General features: G+C 63.9%; 8 protein-coding genes. 7 read left to right on the forward strand and 1 reads right to left on the reverse strand.

All coding sequences use genetic code 11. The features are described 5' to 3' along the window. The first annotated feature begins 148 nt into the window (after positions 1–148). Positions 149–1,300, forward strand: a complete 1,152-nt coding sequence (locus ACPZMI_RS02600) for an acetyltransferase domain-containing protein (protein WP_426351616.1) — start codon at positions 149–151, stop codon at positions 1,298–1,300. A gap of 54 nt (positions 1,301–1,354) precedes the next feature. After that, complete coding sequence (locus ACPZMI_RS02605; RefSeq protein ID WP_186665180.1) at positions 1,355–1,510, forward strand: hypothetical protein; 156 nt, start codon at positions 1,355–1,357, stop codon at positions 1,508–1,510. A gap of 18 nt (positions 1,511–1,528) precedes the next feature. Here ACPZMI_RS02605 and ACPZMI_RS02610 read toward each other — a convergent pair whose 3' ends face one another. Then, complete coding sequence (locus ACPZMI_RS02610; protein WP_186665182.1) at positions 1,529–1,867, reverse strand: hypothetical protein; 339 nt, start codon at positions 1,865–1,867, stop codon at positions 1,529–1,531. 178 nt (positions 1,868–2,045) lie between these two features. Between ACPZMI_RS02610 and ACPZMI_RS02615 the strand changes: the two genes are divergently transcribed. From ACPZMI_RS02615 to ACPZMI_RS02635, 5 genes are all read left to right on the forward strand, one after another. Further along, positions 2,046–2,525: a hypothetical protein gene (locus ACPZMI_RS02615; RefSeq protein ID WP_426351617.1), complete on the forward strand. Its 480-nt coding sequence runs from the start codon at positions 2,046–2,048 to the stop codon at positions 2,523–2,525. Between the two features lie 91 nt (positions 2,526–2,616). After that, positions 2,617–4,191 (forward strand): sensor domain-containing diguanylate cyclase, encoded by a 1,575-nt coding sequence (locus ACPZMI_RS02620; protein WP_426351620.1) that lies wholly within the window; start codon positions 2,617–2,619, stop codon positions 4,189–4,191. 295 nt (positions 4,192–4,486) lie between these two features. Further along, positions 4,487–4,999: a formaldehyde-activating enzyme gene (gene fae / locus ACPZMI_RS02625; protein WP_426351618.1), complete on the forward strand. Its 513-nt coding sequence runs from the start codon at positions 4,487–4,489 to the stop codon at positions 4,997–4,999. Positions 5,000–5,008: 9 nt separating this feature from the next. Beyond that, positions 5,009–6,043, forward strand: a complete 1,035-nt coding sequence (locus tag ACPZMI_RS02630) for an aldo/keto reductase (protein ID WP_426351619.1) — start codon at positions 5,009–5,011, stop codon at positions 6,041–6,043. Further along, positions 6,040–7,479: an NAD-dependent succinate-semialdehyde dehydrogenase gene (locus ACPZMI_RS02635; protein WP_288376807.1), complete on the forward strand. Its 1,440-nt coding sequence runs from the start codon at positions 6,040–6,042 to the stop codon at positions 7,477–7,479. Before ACPZMI_RS02630 ends, ACPZMI_RS02635 begins: the two co-directional genes overlap by 4 nt. The last annotated feature ends 66 nt before the right edge of the window (positions 7,480–7,545 follow it).

The following is a 7,545-nucleotide window of genomic DNA, read 5'->3' on the forward strand; positions in this document are numbered from 1 at the left end:
GGCCCTATCGCGGGACCAGCCCGCTCCCACTGGATCAGTGAAGAATCTGTGGGAGCGGGCTGGTCCCGCGATAGGGCCCGGCAAATCAACACAACAGCAGAGATATAAGATAACATTCCAAATTCAACTCAACTTCACCTCAAGCCCCATGCCATCCACCCCGCCCTCTCCCCGCCTGCACAGCATCGACGCCCTGCGCGGCATGGTCATCCTGTTCATGCTGCTCGACCACGTGCGCGAAACCTTCTTCCTGCATCGTCAGGTCAGCGACCCGATGACCATCGACACCACCGAGCCCGCCCTGTTCGCCAGCCGCACCCTCGCCCACCTGTGCGCCCCGGTATTCGTCATGCTGACCGGGCTGAGCGCCTGGCTCTACGGCGAAAAACACCAGGGCCGTGGCGATGTCTCGGCGTTCCTGCTCAAGCGCGGCCTGTTTCTCGTGGTGCTGGAGTTCACCCTGGTCAACTTCGCCTGGACCTTCCAACTGCCGCCCAGCGTGATCTACCTGCAAGTGATCTGGGCCATCGGCCTGAGCATGATCGTGCTGTCGCTGCTGGTGTGGCTGCCGCGCCCGCTGTTGATGGCGCTGGGTATGGCCATCATCGCTGGCCACAACCTGCTCGACAGCCTGCACTTCGCACCCGGCACAATGATGCACGCCCCTTGGGCGATCCTGCATGACCGCGGTTGGCTGGAGGTGTCACAGAACCTGCGGTTGCGAACCTCCTACCCGCTGCTGCCCTGGATCGGTGTGATCGCCCTGGGCTACGCCTTGGGGCCATGGTTCGCGCAAGGTAGCGATACCGCGCAGCGCCAACGCCGGTTGCTGTTCGCCGGCACCGGCGCGCTGCTTGGTTTCCTGGCTCTGCGCCTGGTCAACGGCTATGGCGAGGCCCAGTGGCAGCTCTACCCTGACCTGACCCAGACCCTGATGAGCCTGCTCAACATCACCAAGTATCCACCGTCGCTGCTGTTCCTGCTGCTGACCCTGGGTGTCGGCCTGTTGCTGCTGCGCGCCTTCGAACGCGCCGACCAGGCACGCTGGATCGGCGTGCTGACCGTGTTCGGCAGCGCGCCGATGTTCTTCTACCTGCTGCACCTGTACGCGCTGAAAGTCTTCTACCTGGCCAGCGTCGGCCTGTTCGGGCACAACCAGGGCGAGTATTTCGGTTTCGATAGCGTCGGTGCACTGTGGTTGGTCGCCACATTGCTGGCGGCGGCCCTGTACTGGCCGGTGCGACAGTTCGCCGGATTCAAGGCCCGCCGCCGAGACATTCGTTGGCTCAAGTATCTGTGAGCGAAAGCGCCCGAATCGTTTACCATCGCCCTTCCCAACGACGGAAACCCCGAGATGAACAGGATGATTCAGTTCGTGGTGGTGGTCGTGCTCTGCACGGCCATCGGCACGCTCTGCGAACACTTTGGCGTGAACCAGTACCTCAAATGGTTGTTGATGGCGTTGCCCGCGATCGTCTGGGTGCGCTTGCGCAATCCGATGAAGAGCTGATCCCGGGCAACCCAGGGCTCAGTAGTTCGAACGGTCGTAGCCCGATCCGTCAGTTGCGCGGATGAACGCGTCGTAGTAGCTGACCAGGTTACTGCCCTTTTCATAGAGGATGGTGGCAAAGTCGCTCGGTGAAATATTGCCCTGCTCCCAGAACCGATTCATGTCACCGGAAAGCAGGTACGGCAGGTAGTCTTCGTTGACAGTATCGCTGTGAAGATGCGAGCGGCCGAAGTACAGCGCCGAGATCAGGGCAATCTGATCCTCGGCCGCCAAGTTCGACAAAAATGCCTGGGCGTCTTCGGACGAGGCGAAGGGCAGTCTTGGGACGATGTCGCCAATCAGATGGTCGATATGCATGGAGGTCTCCTTGGTAGGTCCGCCCCGTATTAACCGAGTGCAGCAGGCCCCGCGTCAAAAACGCTGTGTTGAGCCTCAACGTGACACCGCAGGACGCTTGCCTAGGCCATTTCCTACACTGCCGTGCCTGCAGGCCTTGCAGTAAACTCATTCCCTCGAACCTCCAGAGCCACCCTCCATGCCTCGCCTGCCGAAACTTCTGCTGCCCTTGCTGTTGCTCGCCACCCTCGCCGCCTGCGATCAGAAACCCACCCGCGAGGAGCGGATCCTGGCCAACCTGCCGCTGCAGGAAGCCTACGACCACAACATCGAGCGCATGGCCCAACTGCTGGCGATGACTCACCCGCAGGTGCCGCAGGACAAGATCAAGGAGGTGCTGCACAAGCACCTGACCGTCGAGGACCAACGCAAGGACCTGTTCAAGCTCTACAGCGAGAAGAACTTCAGCGATGCCGAGTTCGACACCATCGTGGCGGCCACCCAGGACCCGCAGAAAGCCCGGCAACTGGGCGAGAGCGAGGAAGGCAAGCGCCTGAGCGAGAAACTTACCGGTTTGATGCGTGCCACAGCGCAGGACAAGCACGTGCAGGCATTGGCTGAAGAGCGCATGCAGCAGGTAGAAGACGATCTGTCGGCGCTGAGCCAACCAGGCAGCTGACGCCGGCAACTGTACCAATCGTTTCGCCCCGTAGCTGACTGCGCACATTCCGAGTAAGGTTATTGCAACCGACCTGCCAGTGAGCTCCAGATTGCCACACGCCAAGAAAGGCCTGCGCCTGGACCTGCGCACGCTCATCCTCCTGTTGTCGACACTCACCGCCGTGGTAATGCTGCTGACCAGCTATTTCGCCAGCTACCGGGTGCAGCGCCAACTGCTGATCGATCACTCGCTGGAATCGAACTGGGTATATGCGGCCAAGCTGGCATCGATCACCGAACTGTTCCTGGAAGGCGCGCTCAAGCAGCTTGCGTTCAGTGCCGAGAACAGCGAAGGGATGCTTGACGACACGGCCCGCCTGCAACGCGAAAGTGAACGCCTGCTGGCCCAGAGCAATGCCTTCAACTCCACCTTCTTCGTCGACAGTGAAGGTATCCTGCGAGCGGTCTCGCCCGCGCCCCTGCGCACCATGCTCGGACAGCGCATGGAGACGCCGGGGGCATTGGAAGCGCTGCGCGAACGCCGGGCGCTGATCTCGACGCCGTTCATTTCCAAGGCCAACAACCTCGTGGTGGTCGCCTCGCAGCCGATCTTCGCCGAGGACGGCCGCTACCTCGGGTATGTCGGCGGCAGCCTCTACCTGCGCCAACACAACATCCTCAACAGCCTGCTGGGCGAACACTTCTACCAGGATGGCTCCTATCTCTACGTGGTCGATCACAACCGCCGCCTGCTCTATCACCCGGACGCCGAACGGGTAGGCACGGTGGTTAAGGACAACCCCATGATCGATCAACTGCACAACAAAGACAGCGGCACCCGGCAGTTCACCAACAGCCTGGGGGTCGAGATGGTCGCAGGTTTCGCCACGGTGCCAGTCAGCGGCTGGACCATCGTCGCCCAGCAGCCGCTGACCAAGACCGTGCAACCGTCGCAACGGCTGATCCTCAACGTGGTCGGCATTTCCGTCCCCCTCGCCTTGCTCGGCGGCCTTGCCCTGTGGTCGCTCGCGCTGACCATCACCCGGCCACTCTGGCAACTGGCTGCCGGCGCCCGCGGCCTGGACAAGGCCGACACCCACGAACGCATCCATGCCGTGCGAGCCTGGTATTTCGAGGCTGCCGAGCTCAAGCGCGCCCTGCTGTTCGGGTTGAACCTGTTGCAGGAGCGCATCGGGCGCCTGAACCGCGATGCGCAGACCGACCCGCTCACCGGCCTTGGCAACCGTCGCCGCCTGGACCTGAGCCTGTCGCTGCTGCAGGCCGATAATCGCACCTTCTGTGTCATCGTCCTGGATATCGATCACTTCAAGCGCATCAACGATCAATACGGTCACGATGTTGGCGACCAGGTGCTGCGCTCGCTGGCCGAGCTGATGCGCACCTGTTGCCGCGAAGGCGATGTGCTGTGCCGCACCGGTGGCGAGGAGTTTCTCATGCTGCTGCCCGGTGCCAGCCTGGAAGTCGCGCAAAGCGTTGCCGAACGCCTGCGCCGGGTGGTGCAGGACACACCCCTCGAGCCGGTCGGTGCCGTGACCATCTCGCTCGGTGTCGCCTGCTGGCCTGGCGGCGAGGACGACCCAGCAGACGCCTTGAGCAAGGCCGACCGCGCCCTGTATGCGGCCAAGCACAGCGGCCGCAACCGCGTCAGCCTCAGCGCCAGCTGAACTCACCTCGGCATCGATCACTTGCCGTTGCCCTCATGCCAGTAAAACCGGCGCTATGACTTGCCCTCATACCCCCTTGATTTCTTCTCCCTACTGCCCCGCGCTCCCCGCCTGATACAAATCCTCACGACTGGCCCCGCCAGCACGGCTCGCCCAACAACAACAAAGAGCGTCGCACCATGCCTGCATTGCAGATACCCCTTCGCCCTTGTTGCGTAACGAGCACCTGATTTCGCGCCTCGCGCGGCAGGCGCCGCCGAGGCTTCGTTCTCCTGTGAGTGATCGAGGTTTTTTCATGAAGCAACTTGCCCTGTACATCGGCGAAGGTTTCGAAGGCCCCGGCGTCAACGCCGCGCACATCAACATCATGATGGGGCCACGCAACGGCCCGGCCGGCCAGGCCTTCGCCAACAGCCTGGCCTCTCCCAGCCAGGGCCACTGCCCGTTCATGGTCATCGCCCAGCCGAACATCCCGGTCAAACCCATGACCCTGTACGTCAACAAGGCGGTGATCGGCGGCGACCTGCACGCCAACGCCACCTGGGGCGCGTCCCAGGCCGGTATCGCCAAGGCGGTCACCGAAGCCCTGCTCGACGGCACCCTGCCGGCCGAAGCCGAGGACGAATGGGCCATCATCACCGCCAACTGGGTCAACCCGGCCTGCGACGACCTCGATGCCGTCTACCTGAACAACTACAACGCCTGCCGCACCGCGATCCGCGCCGCCCTCCAGGGCCTGCCGGCCCGCGCGCAGCTGGCCGATGTGGTCAACCAGATCGCCAACCCCTTCTACACCCCGAAAGCCTGAGGTCCGACCATGCAATACATCCGTCTGGGCCACTCCGGCCTGCAAGTCTCCAAGCTGTGCCTCGGCACCATGAACATGGGCACTCCGCAGTGGAAGCCGTGGATCTTCGACGAAGCGGCCAGCGAGCCGATCGTGCGCCACGCGCTGGACAAGGGGGTGAACTTCATCGACCTGGCCGATTTCTATTCCGCTGGTGTCGGCGAGGAAGTGGTCGGGCGCATCCTCAAGCGCCTGGTACGTCGTGACGACGTGGTGGTGACCACCAAGGTCGGCTACGGCACCCGCAACGGCATCAACGCCAGCGGCCATTCGCGCAAGCACATCCTCGACGGCATCGACGCCTCGCTGCAGCGCGCCGGCATGGATTACTTCGACGTCTACATGCTGCATTTCTTCGATGTGAACACCCCCGTCGAAGAAACCATGGAGGCGCTCAACGACATCGTCCGCGCCGGCAAGGCCCGCTACATCGGGGTCTCGACCATGCTCACCGGGCAACTGGCGAAAATCCTCCTGGCCTGCGAGCGCCATGGCTGGGCCAAACCGATCAACATGCAGTTGCAGCTCAACTGCGCCTACCGTGAAGAAGAACGCGAGATGATTCCGTTCTGCCGCGACCAGGGCCTGGGCGTCTCCGTGTTCAGCCCGCTGGCCCGCGGCCTGCTGACCGGCGACGTGCAGTCGACGCGCAACCAGACCGATTTCTTCACCCAGCAGATGTACAGCGACGAAGCCTCGTTCGCCATCGCCCGCTCGGTGCAGCGCGTGGCCCAGCGTCACGGCGTGTCCAACGCTCAGGTAGCCCAGGCCTGGGTCCTGCAGCACCCTGGCGTGGACAGCATGCTGGTCGGCGCGGACTCCACGGCGCAGTTCGACAGCGCCCTGGCAGCACTGGACATGCGTCTGGACGAAGAGGATCTGTACGAACTGCAGCGCAACTACACGCCCTGCGACCTGATCAACGACTACACCGCCGGCAAGCGCATCCTGCGTGTCGGCCGCCCGCCACGCGGCGACTTCGCGATCCAGGAGGCAGTGGCATGAGGACGCTGCTCAAGACCGGACACTACATCGATGGGCAATGGCTCAGTGGCGGCGCCACCTATCCCGTGATCAACCCGGCCACGGGCGAAACCCTGGCTCAGGTGCCGCGCGGCGGCGCCGAGGAAACCCAGGCGGCCATCGCCGCCGCCGAACGTGCCCTGCCCGCCTGGCGCGGCAAGCTGGCCAAGGAACGTGCGCAGATCCTGCGCCGCTGGTCCGAACTGATGCTCGAGCAACGCGACGCTCTCGCCGCCCTGCTCAGCCGTGAGCAAGGCAAGCCGCTGGCCGAAGCCAAGGGCGAAGTGGCCTATGCAGCGAGCTTTCTCGAATGGTTCGCCGAGGAAGGCCGGCGTGTGTACGGCGATATCATTCCCACGCCCAAGGCCGACGCGCGGGTGCTGGTGACCAAGGAGCCGATCGGCGTGGTAGCGGCGATCACGCCATGGAACTTCCCCCTGGCGATGGTCACCCGCAAGGTCGGCCCAGCCCTGGCGGCCGGCTGCACGCTGATCCTCAAGCCCTCCGAAGAGACGCCACTGTCAGCCTTCGCCCTGGCGCTGCTGGCCGAGCAGGCCGGCGTACCGGCAGGTGTGTTCAACATCGTTTCCGGCGACGCCCCGGCCATCGGCGGCGCGCTGCAGGCCTCGACCGTGGTGCGCAAGCTGTCGTTCACCGGCTCCACCCGCACTGGCAAGCTGCTGATGCGCCAGGCCGCCGACACCTTGAAAAAGGTCTCGCTGGAGCTGGGCGGCAATGCCCCGTTCATTGTCTTCGACGACGCCGACCTCGACGCCGCCGTGCGCGGGGCCATGGCCTCGAAGTTCCGCAATACCGGGCAGACCTGCGTGTGTGTCAACCGCTTCTATATCCAGGACGGTGTGTACGAAGCCTTCACCCGCAAGCTTGCCGAAGCCGTGCAAGCCTTGCGCGTCGGTGATGCGCTGCAGGGCGAGACCGAGCAAGGCCCGCTGATCAACGCTGCGGCGCTGGCCAAGGTGGAGCAGCACGTGGGCGACGCGCTCGAGCACGGCGCGCGCCTGCTCTGTGGTGGCCGTCGGCATGCGTTGGGCGGCACTTTCTACGAGCCGACAGTGCTGGCCGAAGCCACGGCGGACATGCTGATCGCCAGCGAGGAGACCTTCGGCCCCGTGGCGGCATGCCTGCGCTTCCAGGACGAGGCCCAGGTCCTGCGCCTGGCCAACGACACGCCCTATGGCCTGTCGGCGTACTTCTACAGCCGCGACATCGGCCGCGTCTGGCGCATGGCCGAGGGCCTGGAGGCCGGGATCGTCGGGGTCAACGAAGGGATCATCTCCACCGAGGTGGCGCCCTTTGGTGGCATCAAGGAGTCGGGCATGGGCCGTGAAGGCTCCAAGTACGGCCTGGAGGATTACCTGGAGATCAAGTACGTGCTGATGGGTGGACTGAACAGCTGACCCTGCCTTTGTAGGAGCAACTGTCTTGCTCAAAATCTAAAGGCCAGCCCAATCCCTGTGGGAGCG

It is taken from the genome of Pseudomonas wayambapalatensis (genome assembly GCF_049942315.1).
Lineage (GTDB): Bacteria > Pseudomonadota > Gammaproteobacteria > Pseudomonadales > Pseudomonadaceae > Aquipseudomonas > Aquipseudomonas wayambapalatensis.

What these genes read in the sequence shown, in the direction of transcription:
- fae (WP_426351618.1), top strand. Translation starts at nt 4,487, where the DNA reads ATGAAGCAACTTGCCCTGTACATCGGCGAAGGTTTCGAAGGCCCCGGC.
- ACPZMI_RS02605 (WP_186665180.1), top strand. Translation starts at nt 1,355, where the DNA reads ATGAACAGGATGATTCAGTTCGTGGTGGTGGTCGTGCTCTGCACGGCC.
- ACPZMI_RS02615 (WP_426351617.1), top strand. Translation starts at nt 2,046, where the DNA reads ATGCCTCGCCTGCCGAAACTTCTGCTGCCCTTGCTGTTGCTCGCCACC.
- ACPZMI_RS02635 (WP_288376807.1), top strand. Translation starts at nt 6,040, where the DNA reads ATGAGGACGCTGCTCAAGACCGGACACTACATCGATGGGCAATGGCTC.
- ACPZMI_RS02630 (WP_426351619.1), top strand. Translation starts at nt 5,009, where the DNA reads ATGCAATACATCCGTCTGGGCCACTCCGGCCTGCAAGTCTCCAAGCTG.
- ACPZMI_RS02600 (WP_426351616.1), top strand. Translation starts at nt 149, where the DNA reads ATGCCATCCACCCCGCCCTCTCCCCGCCTGCACAGCATCGACGCCCTG.
- ACPZMI_RS02610 (WP_186665182.1), bottom strand. Translation starts at nt 1,867, where the DNA reads ATGCATATCGACCATCTGATTGGCGACATCGTCCCAAGACTGCCCTTC.